19 protein-coding genes and 1 other annotated feature are annotated in these 24,728 nt (G+C 46.7%); of the genes, 16 read left to right on the top strand and 3 right to left on the bottom strand.

All coding sequences use genetic code 11. The features are described 5' to 3' along the window. Nucleotides 1–115: 115 nt before the first annotated feature. The gene (locus OX890_RS09895; RefSeq protein WP_006082184.1) at nucleotides 116–736 is read right to left on the bottom strand and encodes an L-threonylcarbamoyladenylate synthase; all 621 of its coding nucleotides are present in this window, start codon (nucleotides 734–736) and stop codon (nucleotides 116–118) included. Then, nucleotides 733–1,593 (bottom strand): RNase RNM, encoded by an 861-nt coding sequence (gene rnm / locus OX890_RS09890; protein ID WP_268650545.1) that lies wholly within the window; start codon nucleotides 1,591–1,593, stop codon nucleotides 733–735. The genes OX890_RS09895 and rnm overlap by 4 nt, the downstream gene beginning before the upstream one ends. Before the next feature lie 210 nt (nucleotides 1,594–1,803). Continuing rightward, nucleotides 1,804–1,911 (top strand) — a sequence feature (Trp leader region). A gap of 98 nt (nucleotides 1,912–2,009) precedes the next feature. On the opposite strand from rnm, the gene OX890_RS09885 reads away from it, so the two are divergent. From OX890_RS09885 to xthA, 16 genes are all read left to right on the top strand, one after another. After that, on the top strand, nucleotides 2,010–3,704 hold the full coding sequence (locus OX890_RS09885; protein ID WP_268650544.1) for an anthranilate synthase component 1: 1,695 nt from the start codon (nucleotides 2,010–2,012) through the stop codon (nucleotides 3,702–3,704). Nucleotides 3,705–3,713: 9 nt separating this feature from the next. Continuing rightward, nucleotides 3,714–4,316: an aminodeoxychorismate/anthranilate synthase component II gene (locus tag OX890_RS09880; protein WP_268650543.1), complete on the top strand. Its 603-nt coding sequence runs from the start codon at nucleotides 3,714–3,716 to the stop codon at nucleotides 4,314–4,316. Beyond that, a complete protein-coding gene (gene trpD, locus OX890_RS09875; RefSeq protein WP_268650542.1) occupies nucleotides 4,313–5,386 on the top strand; it encodes an anthranilate phosphoribosyltransferase in 1,074 nt (357 codons plus the stop codon). The genes OX890_RS09880 and trpD overlap by 4 nt, the downstream gene beginning before the upstream one ends. A gap of 4 nt (nucleotides 5,387–5,390) precedes the next feature. After that, entirely contained in the window at nucleotides 5,391–6,878 is a 1,488-nt protein-coding gene (gene trpCF / locus OX890_RS09870; protein ID WP_268650541.1) for a bifunctional indole-3-glycerol-phosphate synthase TrpC/phosphoribosylanthranilate isomerase TrpF, read from the top strand. Between the two features lie 187 nt (nucleotides 6,879–7,065). Then, nucleotides 7,066–8,256 (top strand): tryptophan synthase subunit beta, encoded by a 1,191-nt coding sequence (gene trpB, locus OX890_RS09865; protein WP_012089560.1) that lies wholly within the window; start codon nucleotides 7,066–7,068, stop codon nucleotides 8,254–8,256. A gap of 5 nt (nucleotides 8,257–8,261) precedes the next feature. Continuing rightward, the gene (gene trpA, locus OX890_RS09860; RefSeq protein WP_012089561.1) at nucleotides 8,262–9,083 is read left to right on the top strand and encodes a tryptophan synthase subunit alpha; all 822 of its coding nucleotides are present in this window, start codon (nucleotides 8,262–8,264) and stop codon (nucleotides 9,081–9,083) included. A 383-nt stretch (nucleotides 9,084–9,466) separates the two neighbouring features. Next, nucleotides 9,467–9,877 (top strand): glycerate kinase, encoded by a 411-nt coding sequence (locus OX890_RS09855; protein ID WP_268650540.1) that lies wholly within the window; start codon nucleotides 9,467–9,469, stop codon nucleotides 9,875–9,877. A gap of 236 nt (nucleotides 9,878–10,113) precedes the next feature. Continuing rightward, nucleotides 10,114–10,398, top strand: a complete 285-nt coding sequence (locus OX890_RS09850; RefSeq protein WP_006082193.1) for a DUF2798 domain-containing protein — start codon at nucleotides 10,114–10,116, stop codon at nucleotides 10,396–10,398. A gap of 846 nt (nucleotides 10,399–11,244) precedes the next feature. Continuing rightward, nucleotides 11,245–12,750, top strand: coding sequence for a lysine N(6)-hydroxylase/L-ornithine N(5)-oxygenase family protein (locus OX890_RS09845; protein ID WP_268650539.1), 1,506 nt, complete (start codon nucleotides 11,245–11,247; stop codon nucleotides 12,748–12,750). Beyond that, the gene (locus tag OX890_RS09840; protein ID WP_268650538.1) at nucleotides 12,750–13,415 is read left to right on the top strand and encodes a GNAT family N-acetyltransferase; all 666 of its coding nucleotides are present in this window, start codon (nucleotides 12,750–12,752) and stop codon (nucleotides 13,413–13,415) included. The genes OX890_RS09845 and OX890_RS09840 overlap by 1 nt, the downstream gene beginning before the upstream one ends. Nucleotides 13,416–13,424: 9 nt before the next feature. Beyond that, nucleotides 13,425–15,353: an IucA/IucC family protein gene (locus OX890_RS09835; protein ID WP_268650537.1), complete on the top strand. Its 1,929-nt coding sequence runs from the start codon at nucleotides 13,425–13,427 to the stop codon at nucleotides 15,351–15,353. 95 nt (nucleotides 15,354–15,448) lie between these two features. After that, entirely contained in the window at nucleotides 15,449–17,692 is a 2,244-nt protein-coding gene (locus tag OX890_RS09830; protein WP_268650536.1) for a TonB-dependent siderophore receptor, read from the top strand. A 141-nt stretch (nucleotides 17,693–17,833) separates the two neighbouring features. Then, on the top strand, nucleotides 17,834–18,961 hold the full coding sequence (locus tag OX890_RS09825) for an IucA/IucC family C-terminal-domain containing protein (protein WP_268650535.1): 1,128 nt from the start codon (nucleotides 17,834–17,836) through the stop codon (nucleotides 18,959–18,961). A 120-nt stretch (nucleotides 18,962–19,081) separates the two neighbouring features. Continuing rightward, nucleotides 19,082–19,627 carry a septation protein A gene (locus OX890_RS09820; protein WP_012587356.1) on the top strand — a complete coding sequence of 182 codons (546 nt, stop codon included), beginning with the start codon at nucleotides 19,082–19,084 and terminating at the stop codon, nucleotides 19,625–19,627. Continuing rightward, the gene (locus OX890_RS09815; protein WP_006082200.1) at nucleotides 19,627–19,926 is read left to right on the top strand and encodes a YciI family protein; all 300 of its coding nucleotides are present in this window, start codon (nucleotides 19,627–19,629) and stop codon (nucleotides 19,924–19,926) included. The genes OX890_RS09820 and OX890_RS09815 overlap by 1 nt, the downstream gene beginning before the upstream one ends. Next, nucleotides 19,926–20,738 (top strand): exodeoxyribonuclease III, encoded by an 813-nt coding sequence (xthA, locus tag OX890_RS09810; RefSeq protein WP_011847158.1) that lies wholly within the window; start codon nucleotides 19,926–19,928, stop codon nucleotides 20,736–20,738. The genes OX890_RS09815 and xthA overlap by 1 nt, the downstream gene beginning before the upstream one ends. 873 nt (nucleotides 20,739–21,611) lie before the next feature. On the opposite strand, the gene OX890_RS09805 is transcribed toward xthA, so the two are convergent. Further along, a complete protein-coding gene (locus OX890_RS09805) occupies nucleotides 21,612–23,582 on the bottom strand; it encodes a hypothetical protein (RefSeq protein WP_268650534.1) in 1,971 nt (656 codons plus the stop codon). Nucleotides 23,583–24,728: the final 1,146 nt, after the last annotated feature.

Below are 24,728 nucleotides of genomic sequence, written 5' to 3'. Positions count from 1 at the left end.
ACGCCAAACGCGCGATTATACCTGTAAATCTGCGGCGATAAAACTGCCAAATGTTCACAGCCACTCGCCGCATCACTCACTCGTATCCATTAGCGATAAATCTAATGCGGCAGATTTAGAGGAAAGGCGTGATATCACCCGCGCCTTCACGCAAAATTTCGGCGCCATCTTCAGACATATCAATCACAGTCGTCGGCTTTTCGCCTAAATAACCGCCATGGATAATCACATCCACTTGATGCTCGAGCAAATCGCGAATTTGTTCAGGATCTGACTCGGCAAATTCTGCATTCGGCATCACTAAACTGGTCGACATCAGCGGCGCATCTAAGGCTTCAAGCAACGCCAGTGCGATCACATTGTCGGGCACGCGAATACCTATGGTCTTTTTCTTGTCATTTTGCAGACGACGCGGCACTTCTTTGGTCGCTTTAAAAATGAACGTATAAGGCCCAGGCGTGCAACTTTTTAGAATGCGATACGCCTGATTATCCACTTTGGCGTAGGTCGCAAGCTCAGATAAATCGCGGCACATCAATGAAAAGTTATGATCGTTCTCGATTTGACGAATTCTCGCCATCCGCGTCATCGCGTCTTTCTCACCAATCAAGCAGCCTAAGGCATAGCCCGAATCGGTGGGATAAACAATCACACCGCCCGCTTTTAAAGCGGCAACAGCTTGACTGATAAGGCGTGTTTGCGGATTTACTTCATGTACATAAAAAAACTGACTCATGGTCGTTCCACCCAAGATTCCGATTGCCAGACCCAATCAATACCTTGGGGCTGATACAGATTTTTTCCTAATTCGATCCAATTACTTGGAAAGTGAAAATCACTCCCTATCGATGCAAGCAATTGATTTTGTAAGCTCAAGGCCACAAGGTTGGCCCTGTCGTCTAATGTTTGCTGGCCAAGTACCACTTCCATGGCATCTCCACCCGCTTCTTTATATTCGCGCACTAAGCGCTTAAGCCACTTTGCCGATAACTTATAACCACTGGGATGCGCCAACACAGCTAATCCACCCGCGTTATGAATGATATCGATGGCGCTGGCCATATCACCCCAATTATTGGGGACATAACCGGTTTTACCGCGGGCAAGGTAGCGTTTAAACACGCTCGGCATATCCACAGCATGACCATTTTCAGCCATCCAACGGGCGTAATGTCCACGGCTCAATGCCGCTTCACCCGCCAACGCCTTGGCACCTTCGTAAGCACCTTCAATACCGGCCTTAGCTAATCTATGGCTAATTTCTTGAGCGCGTAATTCACGTAACTCACGCTGGTTTTCTAAAAATGCTAATAAGGCAGGATTATCCGCATCGAAGTTAAGCGCAACTATGTGAATATCATAACTGTTCCAGCGAGTAGAGATTTCTACGCCAGAGATCAATTTCAACGGTTCTGCTTGCGATAGATTAAAGGCACGGGCTTCGGGTAAACCTGCTACCGTGTCGTGGTCAGTAATCGCAAATAACTGCACGCCCTTTTCAAGGGCTCTAGCCACCAATTCAGACGGAGTTAACTGACCGTCGGATGCGGTCGTGTGGCTGTGCAGATCAGCCAATATGCTTTGAGTATTCATGGGGCTATTGTACGTGAATTTGTTAATAAATGCGCTGCTATCTCGCATTTTGTGGCTGTGTGACTTAAATTTTCTGCGTCATTAAAGTGAATAAATCGCAGAAAATGAAAAATATTCAATTGACATTCGACCCCGGCTAAGGTTTTCTATACACCAATTACTGAATTAGCGAGACCCTTTTGAATGACACACATTAATGCTTCATTAAACATCATTTGGTGGTGGCACTTCCCAACTTAGCGGGTGGTGTGAAGCTCTGTGCTCATTTGAAAGTGACCAGAATCAACAAGAAGCCCGCAGAAATGCGGGCTTTTTTGTTAGGTGCGAAAAATGTCGGCAGACTCGGGTAACAAGATTAAGAAAGCGAGATAACTCATGATGTTAAAGACATTTTATAAGGTAGCTGGAGTATGAACATGCCCAAACAGACATTCGCACGCTCAAGCACACTCAAGGCGGCATTAACCTACCACAGCGATCCACTGCGCTTGTATCAGCACATTACTCAAGATGCGCCCCATACTATGTTGCTGGAATCGGCCGAAATCGACAGTAAAGATCACTTAAAAAGCATGGTGATGACCCATGCCGCCATGATGATCCGCTGCGACGGTTATCAACTGACCTTTACCGCACTGACCGACAATGGCGCGAGCTTACTTACCCCAATCGAAACCTTCTTCAGCGCGAGCGGCGATCGTGCTGATATGAGTGCCAGTCTAGTCCGTGATAACTTGACCTTAGTGGTGACACTGCAAAAAGACACTAAGTTGCAGGATGAAGATGCACGCTTAAAATCTACCTCGCCACTCGATGGCCTGCGGATGTTTATCCAGCAAATTGATTGTGGCACTCATACTGACAGCCAAAGTAAACCCGCCTTTGAGGATCTGTTTTTAGGTGGCGTACTGGCCTACGACTTGATTGATACCGTCGAACCGCTGCCAGCCGTGCCGAACCGCGATAATGATTGCCCAGACTACTTATTCTACCTCGCAGAAACCTTAATCCTTATCGACCATAAACTGAAACAAGCCGACATCATTACCCATAATTTCAGTCGTGATTCCGCCCAGCATACCGCCATCACCGCAGCGCTGAGCGAGCGAGTTCAGCTGTTAAGTACTCAATGTAAAACCCTCGGTAATTCACCTGCCGATGTGCCGACACTGGTCGCCATCGACGCTACTGAGCAAGTCAATATTTCCGATGAGGTGTTCAAACAAACCGTTATCGATTTGAAAGAACACATTATTGCGGGCGATATTTTCCAAGTGGTGCCATCGCGTAGTTTTAGTTTACCTTGCCCGAATACCTTAGGGGCTTATCGCGCCCTGCGTCTAACTAACCCAAGCCCTTACATGTTTTATTTCAGGGGCCCAGATTTCACGCTTTTTGGTGCTTCACCAGAAAGCGCGCTTAAATACGAAGCCAGCAGCAATCAAGTCGAAGTCTACCCGATTGCCGGCACCCGCAAACGCGGTAAAACCGCCACGGGCGAGATTGATTTTGACTTAGACAGCCGCATTGAACTTGAACTGCGTTTAGATAAAAAAGAACTGTCAGAACACTTAATGTTGGTCGATTTAGCTCGCAACGATATCGCACGCATCAGCCAAAGCGGCAGCCGTAAAGTAGCTGAATTACTGAAAGTTGATCGCTATTCCCACGTGATGCACCTCGTCAGTCGCGTAACGGGTCAACTGCGCCAAGATTTAGATGCGCTGCATGCTTATCAGGCCTGTATGAATATGGGCACTTTAGTCGGCGCCCCAAAAGTGAGTGCATCACAATTGGTTCGCCAAGCGGAAAAAGCCCGCCGTGGCAGCTACGGCGGCGCTGTGGGCTACCTTAATGCCCTTGGTGATATGGACACCTGTATTGTGATCCGCTCCGCCTTTGTCAAAAATGGCACCGCCTTTATTCAAGCGGGCGCGGGTGTCGTGTTCGATTCGGATCCCCAAAGTGAGGCTGACGAAACCCGTCAAAAAGCCCAAGCCGTGATTTCGGCCATCAAAATGGGCGCTGGGCTGCTAGTCAATGAATCGCCAGTAAATGACGCGTCAGCTCAATCCACTTTTGTGAAATCCACTTCAGTACCATCTAAATAGGAGCCAAACATGAAACTCTATCTACTCGATAACTTTGACTCCTTTACCTACAACTTAGTGGATCAATTTCGCAGCCTTGGCTGTGAAGTGGTGATTTACCGCAACGATGTTGCCGCCGACTTTATCGCTGAAAAACTGCTTAACGAACAAGAACCCTCAGCCCTAGTGTTATCACCCGGTCCTGGTGCGCCCCATGAAGCAGGCTCTATGATGGCGCTTATCGCCAAAGTCGCCGGTAAAGTCCCTATGCTGGGCATCTGCCTTGGGCATCAAGCTATGGTGGAATATTACGGCGGCAAAGTGGCGCGCGCGCCTTTTGTGGTGCACGGCAAGGCAAGCCCAACCTTCCATGATGGTACTGGCGTATTTGCCGGTTTGCCCTCTCCCTTGCCCGTTGCCCGTTACCACAGTCTGGTCGCCACTCACGTGCCTGACTGCTTGCAAGTAATCGCAACGACTGACGCTATGCCGATGGCGATTCTGCACCCTGAGCACAGAGCCGTTGGCTTTCAGTTCCACCCTGAATCAATTCTGACGACGTTGGGCAGCACATTGCTCATTCAAACCTTAGCCTTTCTTACCCAAGACATGACAACAGGAGTAACCGCATGAGTACCAACCCTATTCAGCCTTTACTCGACGTTTTATACCAAGGTAAAAGTTTAAGCCGCGAGCAAACCGCCGAACTTTTTGGCGCGTTAATTCGCGGTGAGATGAGTGAAGCAGCGATGGCGGGAATGTTAGTTGCGCTGAAAATGCGCGGCGAGACCATTGATGAGATCAGCGGCGCCGCCGATGCCATGCGCGCCGCCGCCAAACCTTTTCCCTGCCCTGAGCGAAACAACAATCCGCTTTACAATGGCATAGTTGATATTGTTGGCACGGGTGGCGATGGCTTTAATACCATTAATATTTCCACCACTGCGGCCTTTGTTGCCGCGGCGGCAGGTGCTAAGGTCGCCAAACACGGCAATCGTAGCGTATCGAGTAAATCAGGGTCATCGGATCTTTTGGCGCAGTTTGGCATCGACTTAACTATGTCGCCAGAGACTGCCAGTCGTTGCCTCGACGCATTGAATTTGTGCTTTTTGTTTGCGCCCCACTACCATGGCGGGGTAAAACATGCGGTGCCCGTAAGACAAGCACTGAAAACGCGCACCTTATTCAATGTGTTAGGGCCGCTAATTAACCCCGCACGACCTGAATTTATGTTACTTGGCGTGTATAGCCCTGAGTTAGTCTTACCGATAGCGAAAGTATTAAAGGCGCTTGGCACAAAACGCGCTATGGTAGTGCACGGCAGCGGTTTAGATGAAGTCGCGCTGCACGGCAACACCCAAGTTGCTGAGTTAAAAGACGGCGACATCATAGAGTATCAACTCACGCCCGCCGATTTAGGTGTGCCTTTAGCGCAGATAACAGACTTAGAAGGTGGCGAGCCCGCGCAGAATGCCTTGATTACCGAGGCGATTTTAAAAGGCAACGGTACTGAAGCACATGCCAATGCGGTCGCCATCAATGCCGGTTGTGCTTTATATGTCTGTGGAATTGCTGATTCAGTCAAAGCCGGAACCTTACTTGCTCTCGCTACCATTCAAAGCGGCAAAGCCTTTGAATTGTTAAGCCAGCTCGCAAAAGTCAGCGGTGAAGCCCATGTCAACGGTCAAGAAAGAGGAAAATAAGCGAATGTCTCAAGTAGAATTGACTCCAACAGCAATGACTCAAGACCTGCGTACTCAGCCAGAGGCAGCCACAAACGCTATGCCAAAAAGTAATGTGTTAACCCGTATCGTCGATACCAAAGCGGCCCATATTGCCGCCCTGAAGCTGCGTTTCCCTGAGGCGAGCCTATCGCCAAAAATCTCTGACCGCAGTTTATTTGCCGCACTCAAGGCACCCAAGGCGGGTTACATTTTAGAATGCAAAAAAGCCAGTCCATCCAAAGGACTTATCCGCGATGTGTTTAATGTAGAAGCCATTGCCGATATTTACGGTAAATATGCGGCGGGCATTTCGGTATTAACCGACGAGCAATTTTTCCAAGGGGATATGGACTATATCCCTAAGGTGCGCGCTCGGGTCAACCAACCAATTCTGTGCAAAGATTTTTTTGTGGACAAATACCAAATCAAACTCGCCGCCCACCAAGGCGCCGATGCGATTCTGTTGATGCTGTCCGTGCTTGATGATGAACAATATCAAGGTCTAGCGAAAGAAGCCGCTAAGTATCAACTCGATGTACTGACCGAAGTCAGTAACGAAGAAGAACTTAAGCGCGCCATCGCATTAGATGCGCCGATTATTGGCATCAACAACCGTAACTTAAGGGATTTAAGTACCGATCTCGCCACCACAGAAGCCTTAGCGCCACACATTGGCAGCGACCGCGTGGTGATCAGCGAATCTGGCATCTACAACAATGAGCAAGTACGTCGCCTAAGTCCGCTGGTTGATGGCTTCCTTGTCGGCAGCTCGATTATGGCTGAGGCTGATATCGACTTGGCCTGCCGTAAATTGATCTTCGGTCACAATAAAGTCTGCGGCCTCACCCGTGTGGAAGATATTCGCGCCGCGGCAACAGCAGGCGCTGTCTATGGCGGACTGATTTTTGCTGAAAAATCCCCACGCGCGTTAACCCTTAATGCCGCAGAACAACTACTCAAGGAGTACCGTGCATCCGATGCCCCCGCCATTGAATTTGTCGGCGTGTTTGTTAATGCCGCGCCAAGCACCATCACCGATATCGCTGCCAGTTTGCAGTTATCTGCCGTACAGCTGCACGGCACGGAAACTGAACTTGAAATCGCACAGCTCGCCGAGCGACTTGAGCAAGCGGGACTCACCACCCAAATTTGGAAAGCCGTCAGCGTCGATGCGCAAACGGGTGAACTTGGCAACTTGCCTCTGGGAGCATCGCGATATCTCTTTGATAGTAAAACGGCAGGTCAATTTGGCGGCTCAGGCCAAGCCTTTAATTGGCAAAATATTGATGTGAAGTCCTTAGGCCAGCAAAAGGCCCATGCCATATTGGCGGGCGGACTCAACGCCGACAATGCGGCAAGTGCCAATGCCCAAGGATTTTACGGTTTAGATTTTAATTCTGGCCTAGAAACCGCCGCAGGAATTAAATCGGCGCAACTGATCCAAACGGCTTTTACCCATTTACGTCTCTAGCCTATCGCGCTAAGCAAGAAGCCCTAGATGCAGTTGGTGCTCGACAAGCGTGATGCTCAACAAAAAATATGAACCTATTAATGCCAGTGACCAAATAGATAACGGCTCAGTTAACGCGTTTAATACCAAGACGCGGTTAGCCCCATCAAGCCACTGACAAAATGATTGATAAGATAAGGAAAAAGGTATGTCCAAGTTAAAGCTTAACCCTTATTTCGGCGAATACGGCGGCATGTATGTGCCACAGATTTTAGTGCCAGCCCTTAAGCAATTAGAAACTGCCTTTGTGGAAGCGCAGGAAGATGACGACTTTAAAGCCGAATTTACCGATTTACTGAAAAACTACGCGGGTCGCCCAACAGCACTGACCTTAACCCGCAATTTAAGCCCCAATCCTATGGTGAAAATCTACCTTAAACGGGAAGATTTACTCCACGGTGGCGCACATAAAACTAACCAAGTGTTAGGCCAAGCTCTGCTTGCTAAACGCATGGGTAAAAAGGAAATTATTGCAGAAACCGGTGCAGGACAACACGGCGTTGCCACCGCCCTTGCCTGCGCGCTATTAGGCTTGAAATGTAAAGTCTATATGGGCGCGAAAGACGTTGCGCGCCAATCACCTAACGTATTTAGAATGCGGTTGATGGGCGCGGAAGTCATTCCTGTCACCTCAGGTTCTGCCACCTTAAAAGATGCCTGTAATGAAGCGATGCGCGACTGGTCTGGCAGCTACGAAAAGGCCCACTATTTGCTCGGCACGGCCGCGGGGCCACATCCGTTCCCAACCATAGTGCGTGAATTCCAACGCATTATTGGCGAAGAAACCAAAAAGCAAATGCTGGAACGCGAAGGTCGCCTACCTGATGCGGTTATCGCCTGTGTGGGCGGCGGTTCCAACGCCATCGGCATGTTTGCTGACTTTATCGACGAGCCAAGTGTCGAACTGATTGGCGTCGAACCTGCGGGTAAAGGCATAGACACGCCAATGCACGGCGCGCCGCTTAAACACGGTAAGACAGGGATTTTCTTCGGTATGAAAGCGCCTTTGATGCAAGATAGCGAAGGCCAAATCGAAGAATCCTATTCAATTTCAGCTGGATTGGACTTCCCATCCGTTGGCCCGCAGCACGCGCATCTTAATGCCACAGGCCGCGCCCGTTATGAATCCGCCACCGACGATGAAGCGTTAGAAGCCTTCCAACAACTGGCTCGCTGTGAAGGGATTATCCCCGCATTGGAATCGGCACATGCTATCGCCTATGCCGTGAAAATGGCGCGCGAGTGCACTAAGGAAACCATTTTAGTGGTCAATCTTTCCGGTCGTGGCGACAAAGATATTTTCACCGTTTCTGACATTTTGAATGGTAAAGAGGTATAACGAACATGAGTGATACATTGACTAACACTGGCCGTTACCAAGCCACCTTTGCCAAACTCAAAGCCGAAGGCCGTGGTGCTTTTGTCCCCTTCGTCACTCTTGGTGATCCTAGCCCTGAGTTATCGCTGAAAATTATCGATACCTTAGTGCAAAACGGTGCCGATGCCTTAGAACTGGGCTTTCCGTTTTCCGATCCCTTGGCCGATGGCCCTGTGATCCAAGGTGCTAACCTGCGTTCTTTAGCGGCGGGCACGACTCCAACGGCGTGTTTTGAATTACTGGCGCAAGTGCGTGCTAAATATCCTGAACTGCCAATCGGTTTGCTGCTGTATGCGAACTTGGTGTTTGCTAATGGCATAGATGCGTTTTACGCCAAAGCGCAGCAAGCGGGTGTGGATTCAGTGCTTATTGCCGACGTCCCCGTGGAAGAATCGGCGCCCTTTAGCGAAGCGGCTAAAGCCCATGGTATTGCGCCAATTTTTATCGCGCCGCCCAATGCCGACAGTGAAACCCTTGCACTGGTTAGCGCCAGCGGCGAAGGTTACACCTATCTCTTATCCCGCGCAGGGGTGACAGGCACAGACACTAAAGCTGGCGTTCCGGTGGAAGAAATTCTATCCAAATTGAAAACTTTTAACGCGCCGCCACCGCTACTCGGCTTTGGCATTGCCGAACCCGCTCAAGTAACCGCCGCAATCAAAGCAGGCGCAGCAGGGGCAATTTCTGGCTCTGCCGTTGTGAAGATCATCGAAACCCACCAGCACGATGAAGCTAAGCTACTGGCGACACTTGGCGATTTTACTCGCGCCATGAAAGCGGCGACCTAAGTTAATCAAGATTACAATCTCTGAGATAAATCACTGATTGATATTGATAAACTAAATCACTGATTTAAATTGATAACCTTAAGCACTAGCCTAAATAGCTAGTGCTTAAGGCGCAAAGAGATAGAAAAATAAACAAAATAAGTGAGGCACATTCGCAGCCTCACTTATTTTGCTTTAGATTGACCGATTCCTATGTTTACCCTGCCTTGCTCACCTCATTGTTGGTGTTCTTTTACGGCTCTTATCTTTCTCAACAATCACGCCTCAAACACCACACCTACCGTGATAAGAAATCAAACTGATAGCTTAGCTGTTATTTAGTCGCAGTTATTTAGTCACAGTTCCTCGGTAGCATGTCTGTATCGAAATGAAATGGACTTTATATGCAGTATCGGATCTATATACTCGAGCTAACTCCATGTGGCAATGGTGTTGAAGGTGAAGTCGCAGGTAAATGCGACAATGGCGCGCCGATTTGGTTTTATTACCAAGGCAGCGATCAACAGGCAAGAATGCGCTTTCCGGTTAACCAATGGGTGACGGTTGAATTACTCGGCCAACTAGCAAGTGTTCAAGTTGACATCATTGAGCAAGCTCCACGTCTACCAATTCAATTGAACTTTGAAACTTCAGGACAAATCGTCGACATCAGCCAAACACCCGAAGATACGATTTACCTGTCGCAATCAAACCTTGCACTCCCCTTTGATACTGAACTGGGCAAATCCCCTATTTCGCTGGGTCACTGGGTCAATGTGACGGGCGAGCTTTGGGTAATAAATGGAATGAATTAAGAGTTGATCTCTGCGCTAACTGTGAACGTACAGATAGGCTAGCTTGGGCTTTAATGATTGCGCTTTATCGGTGCAATACCTAGAATGTCGCCGCGCGGGCTAAACTTCATCAATCCCTTAAATACCTTGCTTCCGCTATTGAACCCAATTGGGAAAGCAAATGAAGTCGATAGCGGAATTGACAGTGTTAGCCTGTGACAAATCATTCGCCTGATGAATTTCCAATAGAGGATCCGATGACTATTTCTAAATCTTTGCCCGATGACAAACCTCGTACTTTTTTGGGCACGCCTAAATTACCAGCCAAGTACGCCACGGTTGTAATGCCATTTTTTCTTTCTATTCTAATGAGTTGTATCGTTTCTGGGATCAGTACTTTCAATGGCGTTGGCGCTTCACCGCAGTTTATCGAACTCTGGCTCGGTGCTTGGCTGATCTCATGGGTGGTCGCCTTCCCGACACTGCTGATGGTGTTGCCATTAGTGCGTAAAATTACCGGACACTTTGTCGATTTACGCTAGCTTTACGATTTAGCCTTTCGAACTTGCATTCTGAGTTAACAGCCACATTTCAAAGCCGTCTTAGGACGGCTTTAGCTTAAGTTCATGCCCTTAATAAACGCGCACGGCCGCTATCCATGCCGTGATAACCGCCCTATTTACAGCTCCAGCCAATAGCGGTTTTAAGCGAATGGTAGTTTTAAGCGAATAGCTCTGTGAGAAAATACCAAGCTAAGCGAATACATCTGGGGGCAATGCCTCTGAACTCATTCATCAGAGCTAATCCATTTAAACTTAACCCACACCCGACTCATTTACCCAGCGCCTTCAGCGAGGCTCCAGCCTGCGCTTTACAATGGATTTACACTGACTGTTTAGCGGCACCTATCCCCATTGGACTCAGCCGAAATTACCGCCACCTAAATCAATTCCCCTCGATTAACAAACTAACACAAAAATCGATATAACATACTGTATTTATAGATATAAAAGTCAAATCACTCGTAATCAACTCGATTATACACCCCTTAAGTTTAGCCTTTTTGCCAGCCAATTATCTTGCCGGCACATACGTTATTAACCGTACTTTGCTCGCTTATCCGTAAGTTAAAAGTATTAACCCTCACCACCACCCAAATGAGAATGGTTTGCATTTAAATATTTTCACGTGCTAATTTACTCGCCGTTGTCGGGACAGAGGCAGCAGGAAAAATGGCCTAAGGACTGCGCTAAACATAGCGAATTAACCACAGCAAAATAGATAGCCAAACAGGCTATTTTGACAGCCGCATTAACTTGGTTTACGTCCTTAGGTAACTGATTACTGGATCGGCAACACGCAACAGCATGCTGCCAAAGGAGACGTAAGTGACTACACAGCAAAGGGAAATGGATCGCGAAATTTTTGATCTACTCGGTATAGGCATTGGTCCATTCAATCTTGGCCTCGCCGCCTTATCAGAACCTATCGACGGCTTTAACTGTTTATTTTTAGATGCTAAAACCAGCTTTGACTGGCATCCGGGCATGCTACTCAAATCCTCAAGACTGCAAACCCCCTTTATGTCGGATCTGGTGACTATGGCCGATCCCACAAGTCGCTACAGTTACCTTAATTTTGCCAAGCAAACGGGCAGACTTTATCCCTTTTATATTCGTGAGAATTTCTTTTTACCCCGCCACGAATACAACTTGTATTGCCAATGGGTGAGCCAACAACTCAGCAACCTTAAATTTGGTTTTAAGGTTACTCAAGTGGATTACAACGCCGGTGAAGGGATTTATCGCGTCACAGGTTTTGATAGACGCAGTGGCAAAACTCATACCTATCAATGCCGAAAGCTAGTGTTAGGCACAGGAACAGAGCCTTACCTTCCAAAGGATTGCCCCATTCAAGATGCGCGGGTCATCCATACCGCCAGCTATATGCAGCAAAAAACCTACCTGCAGAGTCAGAGTGCCATCACTGTCATTGGCAGTGGCCAAAGTGCGGCGGAAGTGTTTTACGATCTACTACAAGATATTGATACCTATGGCTATCAACTGAATTGGATGACACGCTCAGCACGTTTCTATCCCTTGGAATACACTAAGCTGACGTTGGAGATGACCTCGCCAGATTATGTCGATTACTTCCACGAATTAGCACCAGAAAAACGCTGTGCTTTGATCGCCAGTCAAAAATCGCTCTACAAGGGCATTAATGCAGAGCTTATCAACGACATCTATGACTTGTTATATCAAAAGCGCTTGATTGCGGATTTCCAGTGCCAATTGATGACCAATGTGGCGTTAACCCGTATTCAAACTGACCCAGATGCACTCAAATTACATTTCCAGCATCAAGAACAAGATACCCCTTTGAGCCAAACCACGGGTGCTGTGGTATTAGGCACTGGTTATCACTACCGTTTACCTCAATTTATCAAAGATATAAAGCAACAGATCGAGTTCGATGATGCGGGACAACTTGCGGTACAACGCGACTACAGCATAGATATTCGCGGGGATATTTTTGTCCAAAATGTGGGTTTGCATACCCATGGGGTAAGCTCACCGGATCTTGGCATGGGCTGTTATCGAAGCGGCATCATCTTAAAGGCCGTACTCGGCTATGCGCCCTACCACATTGAAGAACACATCGCCTTTCAAACCTTCGATCCGGCCAAACTTGCCAATCATCAGCCCTGCGGCGCCAATGCGATTAACACACTGAATCTTAACCCTAAACATTTTCCTAAGACGTCTCCACACAGCAATAACGCTGATGCATCGCCGCATCTCTACCCAACCCAAACGCCGACTTCGAGTATGAGCGCAGGCGCGGGAACCAATATGTCGGTCTTGATGGCGCCAAACAAGGAGGCGCAATAATGGCGAGTCTATTTAGCAGCCATTGTTTAACGCAGCTATCAGCTATTACAAGCATCAATGGTTTCCAGTTCAGAGCGTTAGATCTCAAGCAAGACTTGCCAACACTGCAGTCTTGGTTTAACCAAGAGTACGCGCAGTTTTGGGGCATGCAGGGCTTGAATCTCGCCGCCATAGAGAACCTCATGGCAGCCACGCAGCATAAGTTTGCCTTGATGGGTGAGTGGCAGGGCAAATCACTCTTTATGGTTGAGCTCTACGATCCTGCCCACGATGAAATCGGTCACCACTATCGTGTTGTGCCGGGGGATTGCGGTATGCACCTGATTATCGCGCCGCCCGATGGCAGCCCAATCAGCGGCTTATCCTTCAAAGTGATGGATGCGATAGCGCAGCTCGTGCTTGAAAAATTGGCCTTTAACCGCCTAGTGGTTGAACCCGATCAACTCAATAGCAAAATTCATCACTTAAATAGCCGAGTGGGCATTCGCTATGAAAAAGCGATTCAATTAAGCACTAAAGCAGCTTACCTCGGATTTTGCACTGCGGCCGAACGCCAGCTGGCATCAAACGCGCCCTCTTCGATGCGCTTAGTCCAGACAAGCTCAGCGCTGCCAAGCTCGCTCGCGGCGCCCGTAACCTCTCCCATGACATTATCGACTCTTTAGGTGAACTAGATGAACTTACCCACAAAAGCCTTACTAATGGATCCATTGACAACGCAAGATCATCCAACTCACGCAGCGGCGGCTCAACTCACCCCTTCGCTGTCGTCAACATCAACTTCTATGCCGGAACATTTGACTCCCGCCTATTGGCAAGCGGCTAATCGGCATTTAGTGAAGAAAATTCTCTGCGAATTCACCCACGAGCAAATCATCACGCCGACCCTATACGGGCAAAAAGCAGGGCTTAACCACTATGAACTGCGGCTCAAAGACAGCACTTACTATTTTAGTGCACGGCACTATCAGCTCGATCATCTTGCTATCGATGCAGATTCCATCCGCGTTTCAGTCGCAGGACAAGAGCAAGCCCTCGATGCGATGTCGCTGATCATTTCCCTTAAAAATGACTTAGGGATCAGTGAAACCTTACTGCCCACGTATTTAGAGGAAATCACTAGCACCCTCTACAGCAAGGCGTACAAGTTAGCGCATCAGGCGATTCCCGCTGCCACGCTGGCGCGAGCCGATTATCAGAGCATAGAAGCAGGTATGACTGAAGGCCATCCGGTGTTTATTGCCAATAACGGTCGGATTGGCTTTGATATGCAGGATTACCGTCAATTTGCCCCAGAAAGTGCGATGCCGATGCAGTTAGTCTGGCTTGGCGTGCGCAAGAGTAAGACCACGTTTGCCGCCCTCGAAAACTTGAGTCACGACGCGTTACTCAAGGAGGAGCTTGGCCAGCAGTTCACTGACTTCCAACAACGTCTTAAAGCCCAGCAGCATGATCCGCAGGACTTCTACTTTATGCCTGTGCATCCTTGGCAGTGGCGTGAAAAAATCGCCCGCGTCTTTGCCGGCGACATCGCCCGTGGCGATCTGGTTTATCTTGGCGAAGGCAGTCAACAGTACCAAGTACAGCAATCGATACGCACTTTCTTCAATCTTTCATCGCCACAAAAGTGCTATGTCAAAACCGCGCTTTCCATCTTAAACATGGGCTTTATGCGCGGCCTGTCGCCCCTATACATGAGCTGCACACCGCAAATCAATGCGTGGGTGGCGAACTTGGTAGAGAGCGACCCTTACTTTACTCAGCAAGGGTTTGTGATCCTTAAAGAAATTGCCGCCATAGGTTACCACCACCATTATTACGAGCAGGCACTCACCCAAGATAGCGCCTACAAGAAAATGCTCTCTGCCCTATGGCGCGAAAGCCCACTGCCGCACATTGCGCCTAAGCAAAATCTGATGACCATGGCTGCCCTACTGCACACGGATCATGAAGATAAAGCGCTGATTTCGGCCTTGATAACGGCCTCAGGCTTGCCAGCAAAAGACTGGTTGAGCCGTTACCTCAACTTGTATTTATCGCCCTTATTGCATGCGTTTTTTGCCTACGATCTGGTCTTTATGCCCCATGGTGAAAACCTGATCTTAGTGCTGGATGAATATGTGCCAGTCAAGATTTTAATGAAAGACATAGGCGAAGAAGTCGCGGTACTCAATGGCACCTCGCCGCTGCCTGATGATGTAAAACGCCTTGCGGTAAGCCTTGAAGAAGAGATGAAGCTTAACTACATCTTACTGGATATTTTTGACTGTATTTTCCGCTATTTAGCACCGCTGCTCGATGAGCAAACCAGCGTCAGTGAAAGCCAATTCTGGGAATTAGTGGCGGACAATGTACGTGACTACCAAGCTCAACATCCACATTTGGCCGCCAAGTTTGCCCAATACGATCTGTTTAAGGACAGCTTTGTACGCACCTGCCTCAATCGTATCCAATTGAATAACAACCAACAAATGATAGATCTCGCCGACAGGGAGAAAAACCTACGCTTCGCTGGCGGTATCGACAATCCCTTGGCGGCCTTTAGGCAAAGCCATGCCTTTAAGCGCCCCAAACTTGGCAGCGCTGAGTCGAAAACACGTTAACGCGCAATATAGCGAATAGACCCGACACTTTCTGAAACTTGACGAAACGTTTGTGTGGGCCACTTGTTGGCCCGCTTTATTTAACCCCAACCTAAATGGAATTAAAGATCACCATTATGAAGACTTTCCCTCTCTCCAGCATCGCACTCGTCTGCAGACAAGCCCTCGTTAACCCAAAGCTATTGCTGTGCTCAGCCATGTTAGCCAGTGTGCCCCATGCCGTAGCAGACACTGTGGATGCGGATGGTAAAACCAAGAAGCACCAAAAAGAGATTGAAATCATCAATGTCATTGGCGCTAAGGATTTACACGACAATCGCTATAAAACCCAAGCTATGAACACAGCGACAGGGCTCGATTTATCCTATTTAGAAACGCCGCAGTCGGTCACGTCTATCACCCGCCAAATGATGAACGATCAACAGCTTAATAGCGTGATTGATGCCATGACCAGCGTTGCCGGGATCAATGCCCGCCCTATGGATAACGACAGATACAGCATTAGTGCCCGCGGCATTGCCGTGACCAGCATACTGTACGATGGCGTGCCAACCACCTACGACACCCGCTTCAACTATGGCGATAATCTCATCGACACCGCCATCTACGAGCGAGTTGAAGTGGTGCGCGGCGCGACGGGACTCATGACGGGAGCCGGTAATCCCTCGGCGGCGATTAACCTTATCCGTAAACGCCCGACTCAAGAGTTTATGGGCAGCACATCGTTAAGTGTGGGCTCATGGAATAATGTGCGCGGTATGGTCGATCTTTCGAGCGGCTTAAATGACTCAGGGTCGGTGCGCGGTCGCGTAGTGGCCGCCTATCAGGATAAGGATTCATTCCAAGACAGATACGAGCAGCAGCGCACCACGTTATACGGCATAGTCGAAACCGATATTGGCGATAGCACCTTGTTCACCCTAGGGGTTGATTATCAAGATGCCACACCGAGCGGCACTATGTCGGGTGGTTTACCGCTATTTTACAGTGACGGCAGCCGCACTAACTATGATCGCGCCACTTCAACGGCGCCCGATTGGGGCTCGGCGCATACCCAAGGCCTCAACACCTTTGCAAGTCTCGAGCACAGATTTGATAATGGCTGGAACCTAAAAGGGACTTACACCTATGGCGATAACTCACTTGAGTTCGATGTGCTATGGGCCATGGGTTATCCCGATCCTGTAACCAATATAGGCGCAACAGCAGGCTCTATCGCCTATGTCGACGGCAGTCGCACCCAACACAATGTGGATTTACGCGCCGAAGGACAATTCCAACTCTTTGGTCAAGAACATCAATTGATGTTTGGCTGGAATGGTCAGCGACAAGAGTTCGCCAATCCCTATTATTACCCCACTGCTGCAGTACCACCACTGGGGGATTTTCGCGATCCAAACTTCCAGTATCCTAAACCTCAATGGAAGGAGGCCTATACCATTGGCTCATTTGGCGAAACCAAACAGAGTGCAGCCTATGTGGCAACTCAGCTTAATCTCAGCGATGCTTTAGCTGTCCTCGTTGGATTACGTCTCAATGAGTGGGAAACCGATCAAGATAACTTTAAAAGCCTATACAATTTCAACATCAGCAACGAACTCACCACTTACTTCGGCCTCACTTACGCTCTGACCGAACAATATTCGCTCTATGCCAGCTATACCGACATTTTTGCACCGCAAACTAAGCAAAAAATCGATAAAAGCTACCTAGAACCGGTCAAAGGGAAAAACTACGAAGGCGGGATTAAGGCGAGCCTATTCGATGAGGCTTTAGATATGTCGTTGTCGGTGTTTGAGATCAAGCAAGACAACATAGGCGTAGACACTCGCACACGCATTCCTGGCACCACCATCCCAGTGTACAGAGAAGTCGATGGTACGAACACTCGAGGTTTCGAGTTCGAAGCGACGGGTAAAATCACTGATGACTGGAATGTTTACTTAGGCTACACCCAGTTCACCACCGAAGATCCTAAGGGCGAGCGCATCAATACCACGTCACCACGTCAGCAGTTAAAACTCTTCACCACTTATACCTTTGGTGGTGATTGGCATAAATTGCAAATTGGTGCAGGGGTTAACTGGCAGAGCCGCGCCTACCAAGATGCCGATAAACCTGTAGGCAATGGTATAGACACGATTAGAGTCGAAGTCGAGCAAGGCTCCTATGCACTGGCGAGTCTGATGGCAAGTTACGCCTTCACCGAACAGCTTAAGCTGAGCGCCAACCTGCACAACGCCTTAGATAAAACCTACTACAGCCAAGTCGGTCAATACAGCCAATTCCAATACGGTACGCCGCGCAGTGCCAACATAACCTTGGACTATCGCTTCTAAGTCAGACTTTTATTGAGATAGTTCGAAAACCCTTATGAGCCCAAATCTTGGGCTCACAAGGTCCTCAACTATTGGACTTATCAATAATAGCGGGGCTTATAAATCACAGCGGCAATCAATCACAGCCATTAAGGAGTCACTATGGCAAGCCAACGAGGAGACACCAGACTGCAACTATTGCGCGATACCTCGCACAGCCACGACGCTTTGAATCAAACAATTTTGACACTCAATCAGCTGTTACATGAGCGGGCGCCCTTCTATGGCGAGCACCTTAGCGCAACGACCTCACCCACGGGACTCAGTTTCGATAAATGGAGCTGTGCCGATACTTATCAAACACTGCTAGCGCGTTTTGCCATCGCACATCCTAGCACCGAAACTCAGACTGAAGCTGAGATTCAAACCGAGACTGATAAAACAGCTGCAACCAGCCGAGCGCCCGCTTTCGCCAGTAAAAGCGCTGAGGTCAGTAAAAACCCTGTGGCCAGTAGAAAAGACACTTGCAAAGCACTGCATTCACTTTGGGGCCAATGGTATTTCGGCCTCTTAGTCCCGCCTATGATGGAGTGGATTTTCAACGCCCCAAAAGCCGCATTCGAGACTCTTCACTGGCAGCCACGGTCCGTGTTTATGCAGCTACATGCCAGTGGCCGAGTGGCCAAATTTGAATTTAACATCGCAAAACACCAGCCAAATACCGCTTTGACCTTTAAACAACATCACGGCATCGAGCCACTTTCCCAAACCAACACTAAGCCAAGTATCAAGATAGACACTGAGGTACACTCGCCATTAAGCCCATATAAGCCGCCAGTTGATAAAGAACTTGTCCTACAAGGTTTTATCTTAAACTTACTGCAGCCGAGTGTGGAGCGCCTGCTCACTCTGAGCCCTGTACCCGCCAAGTTATATTGGAGCCACTTAGGCTATCTGATCCACTGGTATCTTGGGGAGTTGGGACTCACTGAGCCGCACAGCCAGCAATTGAAACAAGCCCTGTTTCGCCGCACGACCTTTTTAGATGGCAGCATAAATCCGCTGTATAACAGCATTAACTTACCCATCGAACCAGAGCAAGACAGCGCAACACCGAACACAGTGGCGAGAATAGTAACGAGTACAGCATCGAGCTCAACGAGTCCCAAAATCCACTGCATTCGCCGTACTTGCTGCTTAAGGTATCAACTCGCCAACACTGGCCAATGCCACGATTGCCCGCTGTTAAGTCGTGCAAAGGTTAACGTCAACGCCGCCAAGCAAACGTGAAGCTAGCTTATAAGATTAAATCGGTTTAATGGGCAAGATCGCAATCCTAGGCCCATGATGCTTTTGCCCTTATGTTGCACATGCTACACTCAAGCCCATGTCTCTTTAACACGATTAATTATGAAACAACTGCTTGATTTCCTGCCACTCGTCATCTTTTTTGCTGTCTATAAATTTTTCGATATTTATATCGCCAGCGGCGCATTGATCGCAGCCACCGCGCTTCAATTGATCGTGACCTATGCGCTATATAAGAAACTTGAAAAGATGCACTTAATCACCTTTGCTATGGTGACAGTGTTTGGCACACTCACTTTAGTGTTCCACGATGATTCTTTTATCAAGTGGAAAGTGACCATCATCTACAGCTTGTTTGCCATCGCCTTAGGTGTCAGCCAATTGCTCAATAAATCGATATTAAAGTCGATGTTAGGCAAAGAAATGCAAGTAGAAGACAAGATTTGGGCCCGCGTAACTTGGTATTGGGTCGTCTTCTTCGCCAGCTGCGGCCTAGTCAATATCTATGTCGCCTTTAGTTTGCCATTAGAAACGTGGGTCAATTTTAAAGTGTTTGGTTTAACCGCTTTAACCTTAATTAATACTGTCCTGACCGTATTTTATCTTTATAAACACCTTCCCGAAGATCAACGCAAGGAACTCAAATAATGTGGTATATGATTTCAGCTCAAGATTTTGAGAACAGTTTAGAAAAACGTTTAGCCGCTCGCCCTGCCCATTTAGCTCGCCTGCAAGCCCTCGCCGATGAAGGTCGTTTACTGATCGCTGGCCCACATCCAGCCATTGATAGCGAAAACCCAGGTGATGCTGGCTTTAGTGGTTCACTGGTTGTCGCCGATTTTGAATCCTTAGTGGCAGCAAAACACTGGGCCGATGCCGATCCTTATATCGAAGCGGGCGTGTATAAAAGCGTGGTCGTTAAACCTTTCAAACGAGTCCTGCCCTAATGAAAATAGTGTCCTTTAACATCAATGGTCTGCGTGCGCGCTTGCATCAATTACAAGCTCTAATCGACAGCCACCAGCCCGATATTATCGGCCTGCAAGAAACCAAAGTACACGACGAAGCGTTTCCATTAGCCGACGTCGAAGCCATGGGATATCAAGTGCATTACCACGGCGGCAAGGCCCACTATGGCGTTGCTATGTTGTCTAAAGTCGCGCCAGAAAAGCTGCAAAAAGGTTTTCCAACCGATGACGAAGATGCCCAGCGCCGCATGATTATCGGCACATTTGCCCAAGCGAATGGTCGTCCGTTAACTGTATTCAACGGCTATTTCCCCCAGGGCGAAAGCATAGATCACCCAACAAAATACCCTGCTAAACGTAAGTTTTATCAGGACTTAATGCACTACTTGCAGACAAACCACAGCAACGATGAAGATATCGCCATCATAGGTGACATCAATATTTCACCGACCGATTTAGACATAGGCATAGGTGAAGTCAATCGTAAGCGTTGGCTAAAAACCGGCAAATGTAGCTTCCAACCGGAAGAACGTGAGTGGTTGAAAACCTTGCAAGACTGGGGTTTAGTCGACACTTTCCGTCAATTACACCCAGAGCGCATCGAACGTTATTCTTGGTTCGATTACCGCAGCAAAGGTTTCGATGACAACCGCGGCCTACGAATTGATGTGATTTTAGCAACGCCTTCACTGGCAGCACGTTTAGTCGAATCCGATGTCGATTACGATCTTCGCGGCATAGATAAACCCTCAGACCACGCGCCCATCTGGAGCACGTTCAAAGAGGCTTAATCAGCTAACGTTCGATCATCTTAGTAGATATAAAACATCGGCTTAGGCCGATGTTTTTGTTTAAGAGTGACTTAAGCAGAATGAGATTGGCACAAGTAAGTTAAAAATGAACAGCATACATCGCAGAAAAGTTGTGAGCTTAGCTTCAGTCACAGATTAATCGTGAGCCATGGCATTCACTCTACGATACACAGCGAGTGCCCCATCTGATGTGAAAGGATTCACAAATGCCGCGATGGCATGAACGCCAAAGAGCGGCCATGGGGCGGACGGTCGTCTCGCAAATCACCAAGACTCACCTGTTTAGCATCGGCGAAGCCTGTTTGTTTTAAAGAAATACATAGCAAGCTTTTGGACAGAAATGCGTTGGAAAGTAGTGTTTGGGGAGCAGTAATTTCAGTTGTTAGAAGTTTAGCGTTTACGGGTATCCACTCGCACAGGCTTGCCATGGCATTCGCTCGTCGACTCGCAGCAAGTCCGTCCTTGGATGCTCGATCGCCCCGTCCATGGGGCGGACGGTCGTCTCGCCAATCACCATGGCACACCTTTCGAGCATTCGCGTAATCTGTAGATTTACAAGATATACGCAACATACTTTTGGACATTTTCGAGTTAGGACTTTTGCTCTAATGACAACATTTAAGATTACCAAAAGTATGAAAAAGCTCTAAACCTGTGGCCAGTTTTACTTGACCACTACAGGATCTTTGTATCTATATGGGGTATTATTAGCATAGGAGTATCAATTGAAACCATGAACGGTGTTGTTTCTCCATCACGTCAGCTGAATCATTGGAGTAGAACCGCCCAATAAGTTGATCATAGTATCCTGCCTACATATAAATTAGTACGAACTACGATCCTTTCTAACTGTTATTCTTCGTCCGCCTTAAGCTTTTTATAAATAAACAAGTCATCTTCTATTTTAAAAATAACTAAGATTAAAAGCTTTAAGTAAAGTAAATAGGAATTTTCATGTAGATGAATTTCTGTCGGATTTGCCTGTGTACCATGTAAATAGCTATTTCTTAAGTCGTGCCCGTTTGTAAACTCACTTTTGTTTAAATAGTAATTGAAGTAATTTTGCTCAGGTATTGCGAAAAGTGAACTTCCAAAAAACACTAGTCCATCATTACTCATATGCATAACCTCGTCTTGAATATCGGCAGGATAATGGTGTAACGAGGCGACCTCATTTTCAAAAACATCTCTTAGTATTAAAATTCGGTTCCAATTTGTAACTTGAACGCAATTATTTTCATCGACAGATATATAATTATTATCTATCAAATAATTTAAATGCTCAAGCTGATGTTCTTCGTAATTTCCGAAATCGATTTCTTCTTCATTCACCAATAAATCAACAAAGTTTCTGTATTGCTTGTCTTTGAACGGGTCAAGATAAGTCAACAGAGTTTGATCCGAAAATAGCAGATAAGTTAGAAAATTAACTTCTTGGTCATCCTTATTGACATATATGTATTTATTGCTATTTAAGCTTGGAATGTCTTTGATGGCTGTAGGGCCAGACGACATTTGTAGAAGTTCAAAATCAATATGTCCATTTTCTACAAATAATTTATATTGCTTCAATATCGACTCGAACTCAGGTGCGATTGTTCTTATTTTCTCTAAAGCAGAAGCATTTTGAGTAGGAATTGTAAAATTGGCGTTACTAGGTAAGTCAAATAATTCCGGTAGAGTATTAGTGAAAACTGTTTTTAGAATGTCTTCTAATGAACACCCAAGCCCTTTTAGTACGTTGGAATATGTGTAAATTTGGCCCATAGATGCCATTTCTAATTGTGTGAACGCCACACCAAAAACGTATTCAGTTTTAGATCTAACACCTAAAGTTCTTTCAAAAATTCCAAGCTGATTTTCTTTGCTGGTTAAAGCTACAATATTCTGTTCATCCACGTACTCAAAAAGTGTCTCGAAGTTTCTGTACAGAATATATGGGTGATTATTTTCTTTAATGTAATCCAAGCTAAATTCGTAATGGACTGTACCCTGCTCAATCCAAGCATGTTTAATTTTAGAAGCATTTTCGGGATAACTGATAGCTACCCCGTATTCAAATGATGAACTAGAACCACTATCGAAAAGCTCTTTAATAGACTGTTGGTATTTTCTCTTAGCTGCTAATTTAGTTTTATCTGAGATTCGGAAGTCATTATGTTTTTTAGAATTTTGTATTATTGGCAGGTAGTTAGTATTGCAATGCCCTGAGTCGATGTACGAAGCAATTATGCTTTCTTTATCTTGAATAGTTAAACAACTAGGTAGGAACAACTTCGTTTTATTGAAACTATTTTCGACTTCATATATAGAAAGAAGGATCTCTGCACTCTGCTGGTCACTTTTTAAAAACTCACAGAGAACAAGCTTATATTTATCCACCAAATTTTTATGGCTCAACAAGTGCCTCACTTGATGGGGGAGGTTCTTTAAAACTTCTTCCATTTGAGATGGCGATATATTTTTATATTGTTGATAGTTATTTATTAATAACCAGAAACTATCATAGTAACCGTAATCTATATTTTCAAAATATGACAGGAAGTTACTATCATCAATATTAGTTATGAATTTCCCAATTAAATTTTTAAAAGTATTAACTTTTTCTTTGTAAGTAACAATATCTGTATCTGACCAACTTTTAAGGTATATGCCGTTTTCGAAAAACAGCGATATATTGTACAGTTCAAGTATATCGTTTATATCGTTTATATCGTTTGCTATTTCGCTATTCAATAACCGCTCTGCTTTTGATAAGTAATGACCACTCGACATGTCGTGTATCGAGTGAAATACAACCCTATCTCTATCTGACTTGTTCATAACAAACATTAACCTTGTAATTTCGTATCATTGTCTCTTTTACTAAGATATCGATTTTATACTTTTATTACAAACGCTTATTAGCATGTATCACTTTGATCTGATCCAGCAATAGTGGACACTTTGTATCATTACTAAAACTTGGCCAATTGGCTCATGATAACAAGTAACCTGTCTTAGCGCTGTGGCGCGGAATGGGGCACATTTATCTCAGCAAAAAATAGGAAAATGCTAGCTCTAACCTCTGGTGAACTCCCGAATGTAGGTTGCCACTATAAACGGGATGCTTAGCTTACACCAACGTCTGAGCACGCTTAATAGAGACACACCTAACACTCAACATCCTCCCTACCAGTAGTCTGCAGGATTTCATTAAGTTTGTGGATCTGTTTTGGATGCAATTTGACATCTAGAGAGAATAACCGCTGTGTCAAAAGCCTTATCACAAGAGCTTCACTGGGGTGACTTCCGGTAAAAGGTTGTCCTTTAAAGGTCTGGCAATGAAACACTCTTGGTTAGAGTGAGTCACCAGTGAGAAGTTAAAATATTTTTTTGGTATCCCTTGAAACCTGATTTCACACCCTCATCTAATAAAATGAGGATATTCCCTCATTAAAAATAAGGTTAACTATTATGGCTCTTAAACCAGGTCCAAAACCGATTGCTGATTCTACTGGTAAAGTTGATCAACGCAGACGTGACAATAAAAACACCCCCGGCAACAACCCCGATTTAAAACCTAGCAAGTCTTCGAAAAAATGATATGTAACACTGCCGATATAGGCTGCTTTCGAGTAGCCTATATTTTCCAGACTCTATGTTGTTAGCGTTTAAGTACACCTTTCTAAATCCTCAAAATACAGCCTCTCATACTCTGCTGGCGCCAGAATCGCCACAGTCAAAGTAGCCACTGTAGCATTACAAAAATTTGGTCATCAATCATGACTCGAGAGCTGTCAGCGAACGACGCCGAAACAAGGAATGGGGCAATAGCTTTTTTAGCTGAACTAACAGCTAGAGAGTTGGGGAGGATTGGCATTGTTGCACCTGTGACCTTCTAAAACAGGATGTTTTAGTTGAGCCCTCAGGGACGAGTTTATGGCGAGTCACAGGGGAAACAATGACAATGACAATGAATGCTACACA

It is taken from the genome of Shewanella sp. DAU305, from assembly GCF_026802235.1.
Lineage (GTDB): Bacteria > Pseudomonadota > Gammaproteobacteria > Enterobacterales > Shewanellaceae > Shewanella > Shewanella baltica.
Note: the sequence above shows the minus strand (reverse complement) of the source record. Positions and strands in the feature narration are given on the sequence as shown.

Excerpts from the sequence above, each read along its gene's own strand:
- rnm (WP_268650545.1), bottom strand. The coding sequence starts at position 1,593 with ATGAATACTCAAAGCATATTGGCTGATCTGCACAGCCACACGACCGCA.
- trpD (WP_268650542.1), top strand. The coding sequence starts at position 4,313 with ATGAGTACCAACCCTATTCAGCCTTTACTCGACGTTTTATACCAAGGT.
- OX890_RS09895 (WP_006082184.1), bottom strand. The coding sequence starts at position 736 with ATGAGTCAGTTTTTTTATGTACATGAAGTAAATCCGCAAACACGCCTT.
- OX890_RS09830 (WP_268650536.1), top strand. The coding sequence starts at position 15,449 with ATGGAATTAAAGATCACCATTATGAAGACTTTCCCTCTCTCCAGCATC.
- OX890_RS09885 (WP_268650544.1), top strand. The coding sequence starts at position 2,010 with ATGCCCAAACAGACATTCGCACGCTCAAGCACACTCAAGGCGGCATTA.
- OX890_RS09850 (WP_006082193.1), top strand. The coding sequence starts at position 10,114 with ATGACTATTTCTAAATCTTTGCCCGATGACAAACCTCGTACTTTTTTG.
- trpA (WP_012089561.1), top strand. The coding sequence starts at position 8,262 with ATGAGTGATACATTGACTAACACTGGCCGTTACCAAGCCACCTTTGCC.
- OX890_RS09840 (WP_268650538.1), top strand. The coding sequence starts at position 12,750 with ATGGCGAGTCTATTTAGCAGCCATTGTTTAACGCAGCTATCAGCTATT.
- OX890_RS09805 (WP_268650534.1), bottom strand. The coding sequence starts at position 23,582 with ATGAACAAGTCAGATAGAGATAGGGTTGTATTTCACTCGATACACGAC.
- OX890_RS09835 (WP_268650537.1), top strand. The coding sequence starts at position 13,425 with ATGAACTTACCCACAAAAGCCTTACTAATGGATCCATTGACAACGCAA.
- trpCF (WP_268650541.1), top strand. The coding sequence starts at position 5,391 with ATGTCTCAAGTAGAATTGACTCCAACAGCAATGACTCAAGACCTGCGT.
- OX890_RS09880 (WP_268650543.1), top strand. The coding sequence starts at position 3,714 with ATGAAACTCTATCTACTCGATAACTTTGACTCCTTTACCTACAACTTA.
- OX890_RS09825 (WP_268650535.1), top strand. The coding sequence starts at position 17,834 with ATGGCAAGCCAACGAGGAGACACCAGACTGCAACTATTGCGCGATACC.
- OX890_RS09815 (WP_006082200.1), top strand. The coding sequence starts at position 19,627 with ATGTGGTATATGATTTCAGCTCAAGATTTTGAGAACAGTTTAGAAAAA.
- xthA (WP_011847158.1), top strand. The coding sequence starts at position 19,926 with ATGAAAATAGTGTCCTTTAACATCAATGGTCTGCGTGCGCGCTTGCAT.
- OX890_RS09820 (WP_012587356.1), top strand. The coding sequence starts at position 19,082 with ATGAAACAACTGCTTGATTTCCTGCCACTCGTCATCTTTTTTGCTGTC.
- OX890_RS09855 (WP_268650540.1), top strand. The coding sequence starts at position 9,467 with ATGCAGTATCGGATCTATATACTCGAGCTAACTCCATGTGGCAATGGT.
- trpB (WP_012089560.1), top strand. The coding sequence starts at position 7,066 with ATGTCCAAGTTAAAGCTTAACCCTTATTTCGGCGAATACGGCGGCATG.